Origin of the sequence: Saliphagus sp. LR7, assembly GCF_003344565.1 — an archaeon.
Lineage (GTDB): Archaea > Halobacteriota > Halobacteria > Halobacteriales > Natrialbaceae > Saliphagus > Saliphagus infecundisoli.
The window spans coordinates 167,676-184,643 of the sequence record NZ_QPND01000003.1 but is presented as its reverse complement, the minus strand read 5'-3'; the positions used below and the strand labels follow the sequence as shown (position 1 = coordinate 184,643).

General features: G+C 69.8%; 14 protein-coding genes. 11 read left to right on the top strand and 3 right to left on the bottom strand.

Going from position 1 to position 16,968, the window contains the following annotated elements; genetic code table 11:
- Nucleotides 1-107: 107 nt before the first annotated feature.
- From DVH23_RS05780 to DVH23_RS05770, 3 genes are all read left to right on the top strand, one after another.
- Nucleotides 108-464, top strand: coding sequence for a winged helix-turn-helix domain-containing protein (locus DVH23_RS05780; protein ID WP_114576487.1), 357 nt, complete (start codon nt 108-110; stop codon nt 462-464).
- Between the two features lie 145 nt (nt 465-609).
- Nucleotides 610-885 carry a PadR family transcriptional regulator gene (locus tag DVH23_RS05775; RefSeq protein ID WP_114576486.1) on the top strand — a complete coding sequence of 92 codons (276 nt, stop codon included), beginning with the start codon at nt 610-612 and terminating at the stop codon, nt 883-885.
- Between the two features lie 113 nt (nt 886-998).
- Nucleotides 999-2,216, top strand: coding sequence for a DUF1616 domain-containing protein (locus tag DVH23_RS05770; RefSeq protein WP_114576485.1), 1,218 nt, complete (start codon nt 999-1,001; stop codon nt 2,214-2,216).
- Nucleotides 2,217-2,512: 296 nt separating this feature from the next.
- Here the strand turns inward: DVH23_RS05770 and DVH23_RS05765 are convergent, their stop codons facing one another.
- The gene (locus DVH23_RS05765) at nt 2,513-3,049 is read right to left on the bottom strand and encodes a hypothetical protein (RefSeq protein ID WP_114576484.1); all 537 of its coding nucleotides are present in this window, start codon (nt 3,047-3,049) and stop codon (nt 2,513-2,515) included.
- 369 nt (nt 3,050-3,418) lie between these two features.
- On the opposite strand from DVH23_RS05765, the gene DVH23_RS05760 reads away from it, so the two are divergent.
- The 6 genes from DVH23_RS05760 (at nt 3,419) to DVH23_RS05735 (ending at nt 12,617) form a co-directional block, all read left to right on the top strand.
- The gene (locus tag DVH23_RS05760; RefSeq protein ID WP_114576483.1) at nt 3,419-4,027 is read left to right on the top strand and encodes an N-acetyltransferase; all 609 of its coding nucleotides are present in this window, start codon (nt 3,419-3,421) and stop codon (nt 4,025-4,027) included.
- Complete coding sequence (locus tag DVH23_RS05755) at nt 3,931-5,121, top strand: DegT/DnrJ/EryC1/StrS family aminotransferase (protein ID WP_394342625.1); 1,191 nt, start codon at nt 3,931-3,933, stop codon at nt 5,119-5,121. The genes DVH23_RS05760 and DVH23_RS05755 overlap by 97 nt, the downstream gene beginning before the upstream one ends.
- Nucleotides 5,118-6,119 (top strand): Gfo/Idh/MocA family protein, encoded by a 1,002-nt coding sequence (locus DVH23_RS05750; protein WP_114576481.1) that lies wholly within the window; start codon nt 5,118-5,120, stop codon nt 6,117-6,119. Before DVH23_RS05755 ends, DVH23_RS05750 begins: the two co-directional genes overlap by 4 nt.
- On the top strand, nt 6,116-7,513 hold the full coding sequence (locus DVH23_RS05745) for a nucleotide sugar dehydrogenase (protein WP_114576480.1): 1,398 nt from the start codon (nt 6,116-6,118) through the stop codon (nt 7,511-7,513). Before DVH23_RS05750 ends, DVH23_RS05745 begins: the two co-directional genes overlap by 4 nt.
- The gene (locus tag DVH23_RS05740; RefSeq protein WP_114576479.1) at nt 7,513-8,490 is read left to right on the top strand and encodes a glycosyltransferase; all 978 of its coding nucleotides are present in this window, start codon (nt 7,513-7,515) and stop codon (nt 8,488-8,490) included. Before DVH23_RS05745 ends, DVH23_RS05740 begins: the two co-directional genes overlap by 1 nt.
- A gap of 188 nt (nt 8,491-8,678) precedes the next feature.
- Nucleotides 8,679-12,617, top strand: a complete 3,939-nt coding sequence (locus DVH23_RS05735; protein ID WP_198667857.1) for a thermonuclease family protein — start codon at nt 8,679-8,681, stop codon at nt 12,615-12,617.
- A gap of 1 nt (nt 12,618) precedes the next feature.
- Here DVH23_RS05735 and DVH23_RS05730 read toward each other — a convergent pair whose 3' ends face one another.
- On the bottom strand, nt 12,619-13,239 hold the full coding sequence (locus DVH23_RS05730) for a phosphoribosyltransferase (protein ID WP_114576478.1): 621 nt from the start codon (nt 13,237-13,239) through the stop codon (nt 12,619-12,621).
- Nucleotides 13,240-13,316: 77 nt separating this feature from the next.
- Here DVH23_RS05730 and DVH23_RS05725 point away from each other — a divergent pair, with 77 nt between their 5' ends.
- Together DVH23_RS05725 and DVH23_RS05720 are read left to right on the top strand one after the other, a co-directional pair.
- Entirely contained in the window at nt 13,317-13,970 is a 654-nt protein-coding gene (locus tag DVH23_RS05725) for a class I SAM-dependent methyltransferase (RefSeq protein ID WP_114576477.1), read from the top strand.
- 141 nt (nt 13,971-14,111) lie between these two features.
- Nucleotides 14,112-15,746, top strand: a complete 1,635-nt coding sequence (locus DVH23_RS05720; protein WP_114576476.1) for a thioredoxin domain-containing protein — start codon at nt 14,112-14,114, stop codon at nt 15,744-15,746.
- Between the two features lie 8 nt (nt 15,747-15,754).
- On the opposite strand, the gene DVH23_RS05715 is transcribed toward DVH23_RS05720, so the two are convergent.
- Entirely contained in the window at nt 15,755-16,903 is a 1,149-nt protein-coding gene (locus tag DVH23_RS05715; RefSeq protein WP_114576475.1) for a Vms1/Ankzf1 family peptidyl-tRNA hydrolase, read from the bottom strand.
- Nucleotides 16,904-16,968: the final 65 nt, after the last annotated feature.

The window sequence follows — 16,968 nt, the reverse complement described above, 5'->3', positions numbered from 1 at the left end:
ATTTCCCGAAATAAGGAACATCGTTATAAAGTACCACAACGGCATACCGTATTCCACCCGGGCCGGGGTCGACAGGGCGGCCGACCCCGACCGACCGAACGATAATCATGTCTGGAAAAGCCAATGACGCGGGGGCGACCACGGTACCGGAGCCGACGAGACAACTCGACGTGCTGGGCGACGACTGCGCCCGGACGATCCTCGTCGCGACGAGCGAGGGGCCACACACCGCAAAGGAACTCGCCGACCGGACGAACTGTTCGTCGGCGACGGTCTACCGGCGTCTCAACGACCTCCTCGAGAGCGACCTCGTCGAGGAGTGTATCCGGTTCGCGGACGACGGCTCGCATACGACCGCCTACGAGGCGACCGTCGACCGGGTGCACGTAGAGATCGGTGGTGGTGGGATCGACGTCGGCGTGGTCCGGTCGGGCGGGCCATCGAATCCGGGCGAACTGGAATGAGCGGTCGGGAACGTCGATTCTCTCGGGAGACGGCGGGCGGAAAATCGTGCTTATCGTCGCACCCGCAGCCAGTAACGAACGACGACCGTCTGTACGCGGCGGATAACAAATATCCGATCAGTCGAACGGTCCGTGTGAGTGAACAATGCACGACCTGACCGGGTTCCAGCGAGACCTACTGTACGTGATCGCGGGCGCGGACCAACCCTCCGGCCAGTCGGTCAAAGACGAGGTCGAGACCTACTACGAGAGCGAGATCAACCACGGTCGGCTCTATCCGAACCTCGACACGCTCGTCAACAAGGAGTTAGTCGAGAAGGGCCAGCTCGATCGCCGGACGAACTACTACGCGATCACCGACGACGGGGTAGAACGGATCGAGCAACGCCGCGAGTGGGAGTCCCAGTACGTCGATTTGTAGGGGTAACCCGGCCATAACAAAACCGATATCGAGCGACGGGCCCAGGTAACCATGCCAGCCAGGAGCCGCCCTCACGCGCGTCGTAATCGATCCCGAACGCCGGCGGTGGCCGGATGAGCTTTCCGGTCCGGTCGGGAACCAGGTTCGGGGCCGGATGGTATCCGGGCGACCTCGCGGCCTGTACGGTCGGTGGGCTCGCCGCCGGCTACCTCGTGACCGTCCTGCCGGCGGGGAGCACTCTCCGGCTCGCGGTTGCGCTCCCGCTCGTGTTCTTCCTGCCCGGCTACGCGCTGACGGCGGCGCTGTTCCCGGCATCGGCCCGCGCGGGCCGGGGCTGGAACCCCGTGGGTGCCTCCGAGGGAGAGACAGATCGCTCCCGGCCCGGCGGGATCGACACGGCCGAACGCCTCGCGTGTGCGCTCGCGCTTTCGATCGCGACCGTCCCGACGGCGGTGATCGCCCTCGCGCCGACGGTCGGGCTGACGACCGGAACGGTCGCGGCCGCCCTCGCGGGCGTGACGGCGGTCGTCGCACAGGTGGGCGTCCTCCGGCGCCTGCGGGTGCCCGAGGGGGAGCGTTACACGGTCTCGGCGCGGAACGCGTTCCGGCGGCTGCGGGGCGAGCAGGGCGCCGTCGCGACCGCGTCGGCGCTCGTGCTCGTCGCTGGGGTCGTCGCCGCCGCTCTGGCACTGGGTTCCGGGCTGGTCGCCCCACAGCCGACGCCCGGATTCACCGAACTCGGACTGTACACCGAGGAGGAAGACGGCGACCTCGTCGCCGACGGCTTCCCCGACGCTATCGAGCCCGGCGAGTCCGTCCCGTTCGTCGTCGCCGTCGAGAACCATGAGCGTGAGGCGGCCAACTATACGGTCGTCGTCGAGGAGCAACACATCGCTGACGGGGGCGTCGCGGATCGAACCCGGCTGGATGAGGCGTCGTTCGCCGTCGAGGACGGGGACAGCGAGCGGACGGAGTGGACGGTCACGCCGACCGCGGAGGAGGGGACGGTCCGGATCGCGGTCCTGCTATACGAGGGCGAATCCCCCGCTTCCGACGCGGAGCCCGCGGAGGACGTCCACTTCTGGCTCGAGATCGCCGACGGCGGGGACGAAACCGACGCCGACGACACGGACGAGACGGTGGAGGCCGAGGACGGAACGAACGGGGCCGGAAACGAGTCGAACGACTCCGGGACGACCGGGGGCGACGACGTCGGGACCGACGACGGGGACGACGCGAGCGCCGACGGAGAAAGCGGCAACGACACCGAGGACGTCCTCGAGGAGATCTTCGGCAACGGGTCGGATGACGTGGGAGACGGCGGCGAGTGATCTCGAGGACGCGACCGAACCTGGAGCTTCGACGGATGACCGGTGCTCTTCTCCGAATCGGTGGGCGAGGAGTGATCGGCGGACGGCGAACCGAACGGGAGCGGCCGCTCCGTATGGGTTGCGCCAGTCGACAAACCAGTCAGTTCGTTCGGTCGGCCAGGCCGTGAGTTCCGCCCGTTTGTTCCGATGGTCACGGCCCGTCCGCCAAACCGCGAGAGCGCCGGGGGGGGGGGAAACCGATGGAGAGCCGTCGCAAGTCCCAACGAGCCCGTCCTCCGGCCGGCGTGATCGGAGAGCTATCCGCGGCCGACGGGACCCGATGGTCCGGCGGAGCGTTCGGAGGCGTGGTGTACGAGCGCGAGCGCGAAGATTCCGACCGCGAGCGCGAGCGCGACGATCGGGGCGTCCGTCGGAGAGAGCGGGCCGACCGAGAGGGTCGCGGCGACGAACCCGACCACTCCGACGGCGGCGAGGGAGGCGTAGAGGGCGTGCCAGCGGCCGAACGGCTCGCCCCGGTCCAGGTAGGGGTCGAACGTCCCGCTTCCTTCCCGGAGCTCGACCCGTCGGTCGTCGGGATCCCAGTCGACGATGCCGTGCTCTGCGAGCATCGGGAGGTGGGTCTGGTAGAGCGAGATGTAGACACGCCGGCGCTGCGGACGGGTCAACTCGTCGGGGCCGACGTCGTTCTCCCGGAGGGCGACCCGTTCGACCAGCTCGTCGAGATCGCAGGCGCCGCCACAGTCCTCGAGATACCGGACCGCCCAGCGCCGGCGGGCATTGCTGAAGACGTCGAACAGCTCCGCCTGCGTGAGTTCCGCCGTGGCCGCCGTCATCGGATCCCCCGATCTGAGGGCGTCGCAGTCGTCGCCGGTTCGGTAGCGGTGAGATGGCTCACGTGGGCCGATCCCACGGGCCGGGCCTTTACTATCGATCCGCTACCCGCCACGAAAGGACGGAATACCCGTCGGAACGGCTGAAAGACGTGTATGGCGATGAATTACGCGGTCCCGTCGCGGGCCCGCGGCGGTCGGGAGGGGGAGGGCAACGCGGGCCGATCCGGCGGCGGCCTGTAGCTCCGGGCTACCCCGGCGCAGGTCGGGGATAACAAAGCCACGGTAACGTCTGTCTCCCGATGACCGCCCCCATCCCATGACCGAACCACACACGGAGCTTCGAAGCCTCGCCCCGCGAGGTGAGCCGAGATGAGCGCCGACCGGAGCCACGTCGATTGCGGCGCGGGTTCCCGCATCGATCCCTCCGCCGACGTGGGGTACGCCGCCCACGTCGAGGGGAGCGAGAGCCCGCCCCCGACGCGGATCGGGGACGGCGCGCGGATCCGCGCCGGAACGGTCGTCTACGCCGGCGTCGAGATCGGCGACGGCTTTGCGACCGGCCACGACGCCCTCGTCCGCGAGGAGACGACCGTCGGCGACGACGTCCTCGTCGGAACGAAGACGGTCGTCGACGGCGCGACCGAGATCGGCGACCACGTCAGCCTCCAGACGGGGGTCTACGTCCCCCGGGAGACGGAGATCGGATCGAACGTCTTCGTCGGTCCCGGCGCCGTCCTCACGAACGACCCCTACCCGATCCGGGCCGACGACGGCCTCCGCGGGCCCACGATCGCAAAAGGCGCATCCGTCGGCGCGAACGCGACGGTCCTCCCCGGCGTCCGGATCGGCGAGAACGCCTTCGTCGCCGCCGGCGCCGTCGTCTGCGAGGACGTCCCTCCCGACACGCTCGCCGTCGGCGCGCCCGCACGCGAGCGGGAGCTTCCCGACCGGCTGGCGGGACCGAACCAACTCGCATGAGCCGAGTCCCCATCGCCGACCCCGACCTCGGGGCGGCGGCCGTCGATCGCGTGAGCGGCGTCGTCCAGAGCGGCCACCTCGCCGACGGGCCGGAGGTCCGGTCGTTCGAATCCGCGTTCGCCGACTACTGTGGGACGGTCCACGGGGTCGGAACCTCGAACGGGACGACCGCGCTCGTCGCCGCCCTCCACGCACTCGGAGTCGGCGAGGGCGATTGCGTCGTCACGCCCTCCTTTTCATTTATCGCGAGCGCCAACGCTGTCCGGCTGGCGGGTGCGACCCCCGTCTTCGCCGACGTCGATCCCGCGACCTACACGCTCGATCCGGCGTCGGTCCGGGCGGTCGTCGAGGCCCGCGAGGACGTCGTCGGGTTGCTCCCGGTCCACCTCTACGGGCTCCCCGCGCCGATGGCAGAGCTGGGAGAGATCGCCGACGACCACGACCTGTTCGTCGTCGAGGACGCCTGCCAGGCCCACGGCGCCGCGATCGACGGCGACCGGGTCGGGAGCCTCGGCGACGCCGCCTGCTTCTCCTTCTACCCGACGAAGAACATGACCACGGGCGAGGGAGGAATGATCACCACCGATCGCGGAGAGGTCGCAGAGCGTGCGGCCTCCTACGTCAACCACGGCCGCTCGCCCGACGCCGGCTACGACCACGCCCGCCTGGGCCACAACCACCGGATGACGAGCCTCGCGGCCGCCATCGGGCTCGCCCAACTCGAACGGCTGCCCGCGTTCAACGAGGCAAGGCGGGAGAACGCCGCCTGGTATGACGACCGACTGGCCGAGTTCCCGGTCGAGACACCGTCGGTTCCCGAGGGCTACCGCCATGTCTACCACCAGTACACGGTCGCCTGCGAGGACCGCGACGCGCTGGCCGAGAGCCTCGAGGAGGCCGGCGTCGGCTGTGGCGTCTACTACCCGACGCCGATCCACCGCCAGCCCGCCTACGAGGACGTCGCGGCCGCCGACGTCTCCCTTCCCGCCACGGACCGCGCCGCCGACCGGGTGCTCTCCGTCCCCGTCCATCCCGGTCTCTCGGAGGCGGACCGCCGTACCGTCCGCGAAGCCCTTTCGACCCACTACTCATGACTGCCACCGAATCGACAACGATCGAACCGTCACCCCTCCGCGTCGGCGTCGTCGGCGTCGGCGCGATGGGCGCAAACCACGCCCGGATCTACAGCGAGATCCGGGAAGCCGACCTCGTCGGCGTCGCCGACCTCGACAGCGCGGCCGCAGAACGTGTCGCCGGCGAGTACGGCACCGAGGCGATCCCCGCCGACGTGCTGGCCCGCCAGTGTGACGCCGTCACCGTCGCCGTCCCGACGCCGGCCCACGAGACGGTCGTCCGGGACTGCCTCGACGCCGGCGCCCACGTTCTGGTCGAGAAGCCGATCGCCGAGGACCCCGCCCAGGCGAGGGCGTTGGCCGACCGGGCCCGCGAGGCCGGCCTGGTGCTCCAGGTCGGCCACATCGAGCGGTTCAACCCGGCGGTCCAGGCCCTCAAGGGAATCGTCGAGAACCTCGACGTGATCGCGGTCGAGGCCGAACGCCTGGGGCCGCCGGTCGACCGGGCGGGCGCCGATTCGGTCACCGCCGACCTGATGATCCACGACATCGACGTCGTCAACTCCCTCCTCGGGGGAGAGCCCGACTCGATCGCTGCGACGGGAACCGACGACGGCCAGTACGCGACCGCGACGATGGAGTACCCCGGCGGCGTCGTCGCCTCGCTGACCGCGAGCCGGATCACCAGGAAGAAAGTCCGCCGGCTCGTGATCACCGCCGCCGAGTGTCTCGTCGAGGTCGACTACGTCGACCAGTCGGTGCTGATCCACCGCGAGTCGTTCCCCGAGTACGTCACCGTCGACGGAACCAACCGCTACCGCCACGAGAGCGTCATCGAACGCCCCCGGATCGCCAACTGCGAACCGCTCCGGGTCGAACTCGAGTCGTTCCTCGCGGCCGCGTCGTCGGGACTCGTTCCCGAGGTCACCGCCGAGGACGGCATTCGGGCCCTGGAGACGGTCCGGCGGATCGACCGGCTGATCGGCGAGAGCGAGGGGATCGAGGTGCGGGCCGGATGAGCCGGGGTCCCTACGGCGCGAGCGAGGAGCGCCTCCGTGAGGGGTTCCACGCGGGCGAGTACCCGATCGCAGTGTACGGCCTCGGCAAGATGGGGCTGCCGCTCGCGGCCGTCTTCGCCGAAGCGACCGGCGCCGTCACCGGCGTCGACGTCGATCCTTCCGTGGTCGAGACCGTCGCTACCGGCGACTGCCACGTCACGGCCGAACCCGGACTCGCCGACCTCGTCGCCGGGCAGGTCGAGGGCGGCCGGTTGACGGCGACCACCGACGGGGAGCGGGCGGCCCGGGAGGCGACCGTCCACGTCGTCATCGTCCCGACGCTCGTCTCCGGGGGCGAACCCGACCTCTCGACGGTCGAGGCCGTCCTCGACGTCGTCGCGGCCGGCCTCTCGCCGGGCGACCTCGTGATCGCCGAATCGACGCTTCCGCCCGGGACCTGCCGGGACGCCATCGTTCCTCACCTGGCCGCCGGAAGCGGTCTCGAACCCGCGGAGTTCGGCGTCGCGGCCTGCCCCGAGCGGACGGCCTCGGGGACCGCCCTCCGGGACATCCGGGGTGCGTACCCGAAGGTCGTCGGCGGGGTAGACGAGGTGAGCGCACGGGCCGCGAGCGCCCTCTACCGGGAGGTCAGCAATAACGAGATCCACGTCGTGGGCGACGCGGCGACCGCCGAGGCCGTCAAGGTCTTCGAGGGCGTCTACCGGGACGCCAACATCGCGCTCGCGAACGAACTCGGCCTTCTGGGCGACGAACTCGGGATCTCCGCCCGCGAGGCGATCGCGGCCGCGAACGCGATCCCGATGTGTGACCTCCACGATCCGGGTCCCGGCGTCGGCGGCCACTGCATCCCCAACTACCCCTACTTCCTGCTCGCGGGCAGCGAGACGCCCCTCGAGGTGATCCGCACGGCCAGAACGCGAAACGAGACGATGCCGGCGGCGACCGCCGACGCCTTCGCCGACGAACTCGCGGCCGCCGGCGAGGAGGTGGCGGGTGCGTCAGTGCTCGTCCTCGGACTCACGTATCGCCCAGGGGTCGCCGAGACCCGCAGATCGCCCGCGCTGGGCGTCATCGACCGACTGGAGGAACTGGGTGCCGACGTCGCCGCCTGCGACCCGCTGGTCGATCCGGGGGAGTTCGGCGTCCGCCCGGTCGCGGTCGGCGAGATCCCCGACCAAGAGTTCGACGGCGCGATCCTCGTGACGCCCCAGACGGAATTCGAGACGATCGAGTGGAAACGCATCGACCCGATGGTCGTCGTAGACGGCCGGGACGCCCTCGATCTCTCGGGGACCGACCACCGGTGTCGGACGCTCGCGGGGTCGGTCGGCGACCGGCCGCGGGTCGTCTCCCGCGCCGAACGCGAAGCACCCGACTACCTTCCCGATCAGTGATGGAGGTCCTCACGCTCACCACGAACGAGAACGCGCCGTTCATGATCCAGCAGCAGGCCGCCCTCGAGGAACGCGGCGTCTCCTTTAGCACCCTCTCCGTCGGCGGCGAGATCGGAAACGGAACCTCGAGGTCGCCCGCGGACTACCTCCGATTCTTTCCGCGAGTCCGGCGGGAGGCGAGAGAGGGCTACGACCTGATCCACGCCCACTACGGGCTGACGGCGCCGATGGCCCTCGCCGGGCGGGAGGTTCCAGTCGTCCTCTCGCTGTGGGGCTCGGACGTCCACGGCCCCGTCGCCCCGGTGAGCCGGGCCTGTGTGCCCTTCTGTGCGGCGGTCGTCGTCATGTCCCCCGAGATGCGCCGGGCGATCGGCACGGGCGAGGTGATCCCCGATGGGGTCGATCTCGCCCTGTTCCGGCCACGGGATCGGAACGAGGCCCGCGAGCGCGTCGGCTGGAACGGCGAGGGGTACGACGTCCTCTTTCCCTACCACCCCAGCCGCGAGGTCAAGGACTACCCGCGGGCAAAGCGGATCGCGGGCGTCGCCGACGCCCTCCTCGACCGCCCGGTTCGCCTCCGGACGGTTTCGGGCGTGGACCACGACCGGATTCCCGACTACATGAACGCCGCCGACGCGCTCCTGCTGACCTCCCACAGCGAGGGGTCGCCGAACTCCGTCAAGGAGGCCATGGCCTGCAATCTTCCCGTGGTCACTACCGACGTCGGCGACGTCCGCGAGCGCCTCCGGGGGGTCTCTCCCTCCGTGGTCGCTCGAACCGACGACGAACTGATCGACGGGCTGATCGGGGTTCTGGAACGCAGCGAGCGATCGAACGGACGGGAGGCCGCTCGACCGGTGAGCATCGAGGCGACCGCCGACGCGATGCACTCGGTCTACGAGCGGGTCTGCGGGGCCGATGCGGTCGGCGACGGCGAGCGGTCCGTCGATCCCGCCGTCCGACCGGACGCGCGGTGACGCCTCCCATCGGCACGGTCACCGCATCGGGACGAGACGGGGTGGTGTCGTCCGCAGAAGGACGAGACGGGGTGGTGTCGTCCGCAGAAGGACGAGACGGGGTGGTGTCGTCCGCAGAAGGATGTGAGTATATATCGCTCCTGCCCGATCATATAAATACTTTTGACCGGTTGGCGGGATCGACAGTCATGGCCAACAGCAATGGCGGCGACCGGCTCGACCGACGTGGCTTCCTCGCGGGCGTCGGGGCCGCGGTCGGCTCGCTCGCGCTCCCGGCGACCGTCTTCGGGTCCGAGGCCGCGAGCGCGGCGGAGGGGGTCGAACTCGACCGGCTCACGTTCTACTCGTCGGCGAGCCAGATCGCCGCCGACGGCGAGAGCGAGCTGGGAGACGAGGATCACGTCGTCGTGTGGGCCGAGCCGACGGCGTACAACTTCGAGACGACCGCCGACGGTCCCGAGACCGTGGTGTACGACGAGAACCCGATCCCGCTCGTCTCGGAGGACGGCGGCGTCGTCGGGATCGGCACCGCCGACTTCGTCAGCGACTCCAACGGCGGCTTCGACGCCGACAACGAGCAGTTCATGCTCAACCTCTTCGACGCGAGGATGGGCGGCGAGGGCACGGTCCTCTGGGACGAGGGCCACGATCAGTTCTACGAACTCGGACTCGACTACTACGACTCCTTCCGTCAGTACGCCGGCGACTCCGGCTACGACCTGCAGGCGACGACCGACCTCCTGGGAAGCGGGTCGCTCACCCTCCCCTCGACAGCGAGCCAGCTGGCGCCCGACGGCGGGGTCCTGACCGACCCCGAGCGCGTGATGGTGTGGGCCGAGGACACCGCCGAGAACGTGGACAACGCGGGCGACGAAGCCGCACACCTCTACGGAGAGGACGAGGAGATCCCGCTGATCTCGCGCGAGGGGGACGTCGTCGGCTTCGGCACGCCCGAACTGATCGCGGACGACGACTTCGGCGACGCGAACAAGGAGTTCGCGCTCGCTCTCCTGGAGGACACGATCGGCGCTTCGGGAACCGTCGTCTGGGACGACGCCCACGACACCTTCTACGACTCCTCGAACTTCGGCGCGTTCGCCGACGCAGTCGAGAACGAGGGCTACGGGTTCGAGGCGAGCGAGGACCTGCTCGCCGGCGGCTCCGGCGGCAGTGGCGGCGGCAGCACGGAGGGTGGCGTGCTGGCGGCCGACCCCGCTATCCCCGGCGAGCCCTCGACGCACACCTGGACGCTCGAGGACCTCGCTTTCGGCGAGTCGGGAGCCGACGGCGACGAAGTCGACACGATCGCCGTCGAGTACGAAAGCGCCTCGCTGGACGGGCTGACCGACGAGGACGTCACGGTGACGATGACCCGAACCCTCTCGGGCGGGCCGGACACGAGCGAGATCAGCGTCAACCAGGGGAGCTACGGCGGGTCGTCGGCGACGTTCGACCTCTCGGGGAGCTTCCAGAGCGACGTCGCCGGTCCCGTAATCGTCGAGATCGACGGCATCGAGAACCCCGCCGAAAGCGAGACGGCGACGATCACGCTCGAGGGTGACGCCGATCCCCTCACGGTCGAGGCCGAACTCGCGATTGGCGACGGGATATCGGATCTCGAGGGCGCCGACCTGCTCGCGGTCCCGTCGCCGAGCGAGGCCTATACCGACAATGAACTCGCCGCGCTCGATGACCACCTCGCTGGCGGCGGTGCCGTGTTCCTGCTCGATCAGTCCGATTACAACGGGTATGACGAAACCCCGAATCTGAACGCCATCGCCGACCACCTCGATCTCGGCTTCCGCTTCAACGCTGACCAGGTCGAAGACCCCGAGAACAACGCGGGCGCCCCCTACGTCCCGACGACCGCCAACTTCAACGACGGGTTCGACGTCTTCTCCGGCCTCGGCGGGATCGGCCTCGCCGACGCCGACGGGCTCGTGGTCGCCTCGCCGACCGAGGCGTTCTCGGGCGCCGAACTCGACGCCCTCTCGGACTTCGTCGCCGACGGCGGCGCCGTCTTCCTGCTCGACGAGTCGGACTTCGGCGGGGTGGGCAACACGGAGACGGGCTTCGACGAAACCGAAAATCTGAACGGAATCGCCGACGCCCTCGAGCTCGCCTTCCGCTTTAACTCCGATCAGGTCAACGACGGCGACGGCGAGTTCGACATCGAGACGACGAACTTCAACACGGAGTTCGACTACTTCGCCGAACGCGAAACCGTCCTCGGGATCGACTTCGATCCCGAAGAGACCTACCACGGCCGGATCGTGAGCGTGATCGACGGCGACACGGTCGACGTCGAGTTCGACGGCGAGTACGACTACACCGACAGGGTCCGGACGCTCGGGTTCGACACGCCCGAGACGGGCGGCGGAAACGAGATCGAGGAGTGGTTCGGGATCGAGAGCGAGTCCCATCTCGACGAGTGGGGCGGGAAGGCCGCCTCGTTCTCACTCGACCGGCTGGCGCCGGATGGAGCCGGAACCGGCGAGTCCATCGAGGGCCGGCGGATCGAACTCAGCTTCGACGAGGTCGAGCCCCTGCGCGGGAACTACGGCCGGCTCCTGGGCTACCTGAGCTACGACCCCGACGACTTCGACGCCGGTCCCGACGGGAACTACACCGCCGAGTACAACCTCGAGATGGTCGAGGAGGGGTACGCCCGGGTCTACTCCTCGGGATTCGCGCGCCACGACGAGTTCGCGGCCGCGGAAGAGGCCGCCCTCGCCGACGGCCGCGGGGTCTGGGAGGCGTCCGACTTCGAGGCCGTCCCCGAACACCGCAACGACCCCGTCGAGGAGGTGTACGTCCCGCGGCCCTCGAGCATCACGACGAGTTCGGGTCCCCTTCCGGCCGACCGGTCGCCAGTGCTCGCAGGCGAGAGCGCCGAACAGGAATCCCTCGGCGGCGAGTTCGAGAGCTACGACGACGCCCCGCTCGTCGGCGTCGACGAGGACAGCCGCGTCGGGATGGTCGGCGGGGTTCTCATCGACGAGGCCTACGAGGAGGACGAGGATCTCGGCGTGGACACGAGCGGCTACGGCAACTTCCCCCTGGTGACCAACCTCGCGGCCTCTCTCTCGGAGAACGACGGGGACTTCCTGATCGAGGGCGGCCACGCCCAGTTCGGTGCCGCCGGCTCGATCTCGCTCGAGGACGCCCGGTACTACCTCAGATTCGTCGAGGGCGTCGGGAGCCGCCTGCGCCAGATCAACGACGTCGTGAACACGTTGCCCGAGGAGGACGAACCGACGGCCGTCTTCCTCACCGCGCCGGGGCAGGCGTACACCGACGCCGAACTCGCCGCGCTCGCGGAGTACCGCGACGCGGGCGGCGCGGTCGTCCTCCTGGGAAGCGCCGAGGCGAGCGCCGCCCACCGGGGGAACCTCGAGGCGGTCGCGGGCGGACTGGGCTCGGACCTCCGACTGAACGACGACCGCGTGATCGATCCCGAGTCGAACCTCGCCGACGACCCCGGACTCCCGGTCACGGGCCGCTTCGACGAGCGGTTCGGGCTGTTCCATCCCGTCGGTGAGCCACCCGTCGAGGAGCTGACCGTCCGCTACGGCGAGCACGATCCCGTCTCGGTCGGCTCGGTCACCGGCGACGTCCACGTCGGCGGCTCGGCGACGGTGCCGTCGATCGAGATCGCCGGCGACGTCGGCGGCGACCTCGTCGTGGACGGTGCCGCCGACGTCGGATCCGTCGCGGTCACCGGCGAGGTCGCGGGCGAGGTCCGGATCACCGCCGGCTCCCTGGTCGCCGACGTCGCGATCGACGGCTCGGTCGGCGGCCTCGCCCTCCGCGGGAACGCCACGGTCGAGGGCGGTCTCTCGATCGGATCGGTCGCGGGCGCGATCGGCCTCGCGGGATCGGCGACCGTCGAGGGCGATCTCTCGATCGCCGACGACGTGACCGAAGGTGTGGATCTGAGCGGCGCGAGCGTCATCGAGGGGACGTTCTCCGCTGGGGGCGTCGGCGGCGACGTCGTCCTCCGGGGGAGCCCGACGGTCGGCGCCATCGAGATCGAAGAGCTCGAGGGCGAAGTGATCGAGTGGGGCAACCCGCAGGTCGGATCGGCGAGCGGGCCGGGTCAGACCGGCCGGCGGGGCCGACCCTGAGTCACTCGAGGTAGGCCACCGCTTCCTCGTCGCCCACTTGGGGGAACTCCCGGTAGTGGGCGCCGACCGCCCGGAACGCGACGGGGCGTTCGAGGGCGACGACCTCGTCGGCTTCGTCCTCGAGGCGCTCGAGGGCGTCGGGCGGCCCGACCGGGACGGAGATCGAGACGGTCGCCGGTCGGGCCGCCCGGAGCCCCCGCAGGGCCGCGATCGCGGTCGCGCCGGTCGCCACCCCGTCGTCGACGACCAGCAGCCGTTTGCCGGCGACCTCCGGGACCTTTCCCCCCGGACGGTACTGCTCGGCTTTCGTCCGGGCCGCCTCGACCGCGCGGTCGCGTTCGCGCTCGAAATGGGCCTCGGAGACCTCCAGTCGGGCACAGAGGTCGTCGTTTCGCCAGACCCCGCCCTCGCTCGTCGCGGCGCCGATCGCGAGTTCGGGGTTGCCCGGCGCGGCGATCTTCTTGGCGGCGACGACGTCGAGGGGAGCTTCGAGGGCGTCGGCGACCGGCCGGGCGACCGGGAGCCCGCCCCGCGGGATCGCGAGGACGACGTCCGCACGGGTTCCCCGGTCCTCGAGGGCAGCGGCGAGGCGCCGGCCGGCCTCGGTCCTGTTCTCGAACATGGGGGGAGTACGGCGGCCAGCTATTTCGTCCTTGGCGGTGCCCAAGGATTACCTCCGTCGATCCCGTCGGTGGGACCATGAGCGACGCGACGACGGACGAACGCGGGGAGATCTCCCACCCCCGATTCGCCCGGCTCTACGATCTGGCGCCCGACGAGCGGATACTGGAAGCCCACCGCGACTATCTCGTTCGGAATCTCTCCGGACGGCTCCTCGACCTCGGTGCCGGCACCGGATCGCTGTTCTCCCACGTGGCCGAGCAAGCGGCCCGCGGCGAAGGAATCTCGCTTGCCGCGATCGAACCGGACCCCCACATGCGCCGGCGGGCCGCCGCGCGGGCGTCGGAACTCGGCCTCGAGATCGACCTCCGGGACGCCCGCGCCGAGTCGCTTCCCTTCCCCGACGACAGCTTCGACGCGGTGGTCGCGAGCGTCGTCTTCTGTACGATCGGGGAGCCCGAGGCGGCCGTCGGGGAGGTCGCCCGGGTCCTGAAACCCGGCGGCGAGTTCCGCTTTCTCGAACACGTCCACGCCGACGGCCCGACCGGCCGGCTCCAGGACCTCATCAACCCCGTCTGGGCGCGGGCCGCCGGGGGGTGCCAGCTCAACCGCGACACGCTCGAGCTGTTCGTATCTCGGGACGCGTTCGACGTCGTCGAAATCGAGCGTCTCGACCGCGGGCTGTTCCCCGCGACTCCGTTCGTCCGGGGACGGCTCCGGCGCCGGCGCTGACCCCCGACCCCGCGGGTGCCTGCAGGGGTTGTTTCCGTTCCCTGTTCGTGGTCGGTGACGTGCCCCGTCGTGACACCTCGATTTGGTATCGGTCGGTGACAATCACGAACTCTTATCACAGTGGTCGTGGTGACCCCGCCAATGGCTGAGGACCGCCCCGACGATCGGTACCGGGCCGATCGACTCCCCCTCCACCCGAGCAGGCGCACCGTTCTCGCGGCCGCGAGCGCCACGATGGCCGCGACCGCCGGCTGTACGGACGACAGCGGGGACGCGAACGTCGCCGATCCCGAGACCTTGGACGACGAGGAGGCCACCGAACTCGCCGACAACGACAGCGGAGGCGACGCCAACGGAACCGACGACGGGACGGGCAACGAATCGACACCCGAAACCGCCACGGAAACGGAGACGGTCAACGACACCGCAACGGACGACGACACCGGGTCCCCGACCGAGAACGGGACGGAGCTCCGAGAGGCGACCGAAAACGACACTGAGGAGACGGACTCCGAGTCGCCGACGGACGACCCTACCGAGGAGACGGAGACCGAAACCCAGGAGACCGAGCCGGAAACGACCGAGGAGACCGAAGAAACCGACGACCCCACCGAGGAGACGGAGACCGAAACCCAGGAGACCGAACCGGAAACGACCGAGGAAACCGAGCGGACCGAGCCTCCGGAGACGGACGAACCGACCGAGGAGACCGCGACGGAATCGGAGACGACCGAGGAGACCGAAGAGACCGAGACCGAAGAAACCGACGACCCCACCGAGGAGACGGAGACCGAAACCCAGGAGACGGAGACCGAAGAGACCGAGGAGACCGAACCGGAAACGACCGAAGAGACCGAGGAGACCGAAGGAACCGACGAGCCAGGGGACGACGGTGACGGAAACGACGGCAGTAGCGGCGATGGGGACGATGGCAGCACCGACGGTGGCGAAGGAAGTGACGGCGATGACGGCAGTAGCGGGGACGACAACGATGGTGGGGAGTCCGACGGCGAAAGCGGAGACGACGGCGGCAACGAGAACGACGGCGATGGCGGCGACGGGAGTGAGGAGGGTGATGACGATGGTGGCAACGGAAACGGTAGTGACGGCGATGGCGGTAGTGATGACGAGAACGGCAGTGATGGCAACAACGGAGATGACGGCGATGGTGGTGACGGGAACGATGGCGAAGACGGCAGCGAGGACGGCTGGGAGGTGGACCACTCCTCGACGCGGAACATGGGCCACTCGCCGGTGATCGGTCCCGAGCCGGAGGACGTGGATGCGACAATCGTGATGTTCGACGACCCGAGCTGTCCGGCGTGTGCCGACTTCGAGGCGGAGGTCATGCCCGACCTGCGCGAGCATACGGCGGCCGGCGAGCTCTCCATCGTCGTGCGCGGACTGGGCGTCATCCAGGAGTGGGGCGGCCCCGCACTCCAGTTCCAGTGGGGGACCTACGAACGCGACATGGACGCCTTCTGGGACCTCCGGGAGCACGTCTTCGAGGTCCAGGAGTCGATCGACGACGCGGAGGGCGCTCTCGACGAATCGGTCTCGTTCCTCGAGGAGAACACCTCCCTCGACGCCGGGGCGATCCGGGCGGAAGCGGAGTCGGGCGCCTACGAGGACCGGGTGGTCCTGGACGAGGACGCCGCCGGGCGCTCGGGCGTCGACGCTACCCCCTACTTCCACCTCTTCCGGGACGGCGAACACCGCACCGAGGCACGGGGTTACCAGAACTACCAGGTCTTCGAGAACGCCTTGGAGCTGTAATCGACGAATCAGTCGATCGGGTACCGGAGCAGTGCCGCGACGCCGTCGAACTCCTCGGCGAGTCGCTGGCCGCCCTCGACGTCCTCGGGAACCGCGATCGACTCGCCGCCGGTCTCGGCCACGCGGCGCTCGAACCCATGACGGCGCTCGACGGACAACTCGCCGGTGACCAACAGGGTCTCGACGGCCTCGAACTCGAGGGCGCGATCGACCTCCTCGGGGCCGGATGCGACCGGTTCGTCGGTCTCGACCCCGCTGTAGAAGCGATCGAGGGCCTCGGCGACCCGCTCGCGGCTCGCCGCCTCGATCTCCTCGCGGCCCCGATCGGCCAGTTGCTCCAGTCCGTTCTCGGAAGCGTCCTCGACGGGAATCGGGTCGGCGACGAGGGCCTCCTCGAGGCGGTAGTCGAGGCGGTCGTCGGCGAGGAACTGTTCGGCCGAGTGGCTGGTCCCGCCGACGAGGAGTCCGGCGACGGCGGCTCCGTCCCCGTCTCCGGTTCGCTCCGCGGCCTCCGGAGAGGCCCCGGTCGCGGCGGAATCCGCGAGGAAGGCCTCGGCGGCGTCCTCGGCCACCCGGTCGTAGAACGCCTCCGCCTGCCGGTCGTCCTCGCGCTCGTAACTCCCCTCGGCGTAGCCGCTCGTGCTCGCACGCTCCGAGACCTCGCTGTCGTACTCCGCTACGACGGTGACCTCGTCGTCGGAGAGTCGCCCGAGGGCCACGCCGCCGCGCTCGACGACGAGGAGGCCGAACTCGCCGTCGAGGTCCGCGCTCGCCCCGGAGCCCGACTCGAGGGGCGCGGTGTCGAACTCGTTGTCCTGGGCGACCGTGCCGGTCTCGACGGGTGTCGGCAGGTCGTCGAAGACGAAATCGACGACCTCGTTCTCGACGACGCCTGCGTAGATCACGAGGCCGTTCTCGGGGACCGAATCGTACTCATCCAGTCGGTCGCGGGCGCGTTCGAGGGCCTGCCGGATCGACTTCGAGGCCCGCTGGGGGTCGACGTAGTCGGCGGTCGCCCGGTCGGGCTCGAGGCGTTCGTGGCCCCGCGCGATCGGCTCGTCGGCGGCGATCGCGAGCGTAAAGAGGTGGGCGTCGTCGGCCTCGGTCGAGGCGACGCGTTCGATCCGGTCGGCGATATCCGTAGTCGAAGACGACATGGTCGTCGGTGGTCCGCTTCCGGGTTGAACCTGGTGCAGGAACTGGTAGGCCGGCGACGCGGTTT

Excerpts from the sequence above, each read along its gene's own strand:
- DVH23_RS05765 (WP_114576484.1), bottom strand. The coding sequence starts at position 3,049 with ATGACGGCGGCCACGGCGGAACTCACGCAGGCGGAGCTGTTCGACGTC.
- DVH23_RS05780 (WP_114576487.1), top strand. The coding sequence starts at position 108 with ATGTCTGGAAAAGCCAATGACGCGGGGGCGACCACGGTACCGGAGCCG.
- DVH23_RS05745 (WP_114576480.1), top strand. The coding sequence starts at position 6,116 with ATGAGCCGGGGTCCCTACGGCGCGAGCGAGGAGCGCCTCCGTGAGGGG.
- DVH23_RS05775 (WP_114576486.1), top strand. The coding sequence starts at position 610 with ATGCACGACCTGACCGGGTTCCAGCGAGACCTACTGTACGTGATCGCG.
- DVH23_RS05730 (WP_114576478.1), bottom strand. The coding sequence starts at position 13,239 with ATGTTCGAGAACAGGACCGAGGCCGGCCGGCGCCTCGCCGCTGCCCTC.
- DVH23_RS05740 (WP_114576479.1), top strand. The coding sequence starts at position 7,513 with ATGGAGGTCCTCACGCTCACCACGAACGAGAACGCGCCGTTCATGATC.
- DVH23_RS05715 (WP_114576475.1), bottom strand. The coding sequence starts at position 16,903 with ATGTCGTCTTCGACTACGGATATCGCCGACCGGATCGAACGCGTCGCC.
- DVH23_RS05735 (WP_198667857.1), top strand. The coding sequence starts at position 8,679 with ATGGCCAACAGCAATGGCGGCGACCGGCTCGACCGACGTGGCTTCCTC.
- DVH23_RS05770 (WP_114576485.1), top strand. The coding sequence starts at position 999 with ATGAGCTTTCCGGTCCGGTCGGGAACCAGGTTCGGGGCCGGATGGTAT.
- DVH23_RS05720 (WP_114576476.1), top strand. The coding sequence starts at position 14,112 with ATGGCTGAGGACCGCCCCGACGATCGGTACCGGGCCGATCGACTCCCC.
- DVH23_RS05760 (WP_114576483.1), top strand. The coding sequence starts at position 3,419 with ATGAGCGCCGACCGGAGCCACGTCGATTGCGGCGCGGGTTCCCGCATC.
- DVH23_RS05750 (WP_114576481.1), top strand. The coding sequence starts at position 5,118 with ATGACTGCCACCGAATCGACAACGATCGAACCGTCACCCCTCCGCGTC.
- DVH23_RS05725 (WP_114576477.1), top strand. The coding sequence starts at position 13,317 with ATGAGCGACGCGACGACGGACGAACGCGGGGAGATCTCCCACCCCCGA.